The organism is Protofrankia sp. Cr1 (assembly GCF_963555865.1).
Lineage (GTDB): Bacteria > Actinomycetota > Actinomycetes > Frankiales > Frankiaceae > Protofrankia.
This window is the reverse complement of sequence record NZ_CAUVXO010000205.1, coordinates 2,692-4,495: the sequence shown is the minus strand read 5'-3', so window position 1 is coordinate 4,495 and position 1,804 is coordinate 2,692. Positions and strand designations below refer to the sequence as shown.

The window sequence follows — 1,804 nt, the reverse complement described above, 5'->3', positions numbered from 1 at the left end:
AGTCGTGCTCGGCCGGGGCGTCGTTGACGGGGCCGGGATCGAGCCTGGACGAGCCTCGCGGCGGTGGGATGTCGGTACAGGACCCGTCCATGTCCCAGGGCTCGTCAGCTCTGACCCGGTCCTGCTTGGCCTGCTGGTAGTCGGCGCTGGCCCGTAACTGGAAGGCCGCCAGGCCGAGGCGTTCGATCCGGTCCAGCTCAGCCGGGTCGAGTGGGATCGTGGCGGGCACCTGGGCAGCCGCGGTGGCACGCACGTCCGCTCGCAGGGAGGAGATCGCATCGGCCGCGCTGACGATGTTGACTCGGCCGTAGCGGTGGAATATCCGCATGGCCTCCTGGGCGGCCGAGAGCCGTCCGGCGGGATCTGTTGCGTCAACGGTAGCAGCGGTATCTGCCGGCGCGTCGGCATTCATCATGATGATTTGCTCGTTGGCTGGTATGTCCCCCGCCATGGGTGATCTGTGTCCCTTCTGCTGGGCAGCTGTGCGGAGTTGTACCGGGTTGATCTAGAGTTGTGTTGCGTTTGGGAAAACTGTGCACCCGGATGCCGGGCCGGCTCTGCACGTGGAGGCCGGGCCGGCGCTGCACTCGGATGCCGGGCCGGCGCTGCGCCAGGACGCGGCGGTACCCCCCTCGGGTACCAGGCGGTGCCCCGGGTAACCGGTGGTAACCAGGCGCAGGGCAGTACCCAGCGCGCGTCAGTATCCAGGTGCACGTCGGCGTTCACGCACACTGCTGGGCGGCGGGCGTGAACCCGGACGGTCGGTCAGGGGCCACGGCCAGCGGTTTCGCCAGCCGTGTACGCGCCGGACCACCGTGTGCACCCGGAAGAGGTGGGAGCGGATGCCAGCTCCCGCTGCGGCGGGCCCGCCATGATCCAGCGGGCCCGCTTCTACCGTTTTCGGCCCGATCGGCCGGCTCCGAGAGCCTGTTTTGAATCTTCTGTCCGGGTCAGCCCATCGAGGTTCGGATCAGCCCATCGGGCGTCGGGTCGGACCCGAGGGCGGCGGTTCGCCCCGGAGCTGGGTGTCACCCCAACCGATGCTCCCCTGCAGGGAGGGCTGGAGGTGCTGGCCCTGTTGAACCTGCGAACCCGGTGGGCTCTGCTGGCCCCCACGTGCCTGCGCCGCCATCGCCTCGGCCACGTTGTGCATGATGGCTTCCACCAGCCGCACCGCCTGTGTCGTGGGCAGGTTCAGCACAACCTCGGCGTCGCCGGCGATCTGGAACCGTACGGACACATCCACCATGTCGCAATCCCCATCTCCGGTTAGGTCTCCTGCGGGCCCGCACAGGCGCGAAATAATGCCATATTCGCGCCTCCTTCGACCGTGATCATGCCTCGATCAGCGTGCATGTGCGGTCCCGGTCCATCTGCCGCACAGATCACGGTACGTCGCGGCGTTCCGTAGCCGGATGCGGCCTCGCAACCGAGAGGTCGGACCAGCCGTACCGATCACGGTTGGGTAGTGTCCGGACGGTGACCGCAGCATATTGCACCGTGGCTGACTGTATTGCCGAGCTCGACCGCAGCTATCCTCCGTCCTGGGCGCAGTCGTGGGATGCTGTGGGGCTCACGGTCGGAGACCCGCAGATGCCGGTTCACCATGCACTGTTCGCCGTTGACCCAACACTCGACGTCGCACGGGAAGCCGTTGGTTGCGGTGCGCAGCTTCTGGTCACCCATCATCCGTTGTTTCTCCGCAGTGTTCACGGTGTCGCGGAGACCGACGCGGGTGGCCGGGTCGTGGCAACCCTCATCCGTGGGGGCGTGGCGCTGTTCAGCGCGCACACCAACGCCGATG

At 67.6% G+C, this 1,804-nt stretch carries 2 protein-coding genes and 1 pseudogene; 1 reads left to right on the top strand and 2 read right to left on the bottom strand.

The annotated features are described in order from the left end of the window. A pseudogene (locus U9980_RS16160) lies at positions 1-451 on the bottom strand (hypothetical protein); the annotation flags it as partial. 519 nt (positions 452-970) lie between these two features. Continuing rightward, entirely contained in the window at positions 971-1,249 is a 279-nt protein-coding gene (locus U9980_RS16155; RefSeq protein ID WP_322747485.1) for a hypothetical protein, read from the bottom strand. Positions 1,250-1,479: 230 nt separating this feature from the next. On the opposite strand from U9980_RS16155, the gene U9980_RS16150 reads away from it, so the two are divergent. After that, positions 1,480-1,804 (top strand): Nif3-like dinuclear metal center hexameric protein (locus U9980_RS16150; RefSeq protein ID WP_322768674.1); only part of this gene is annotated, 325 nt, incomplete at its 3' end.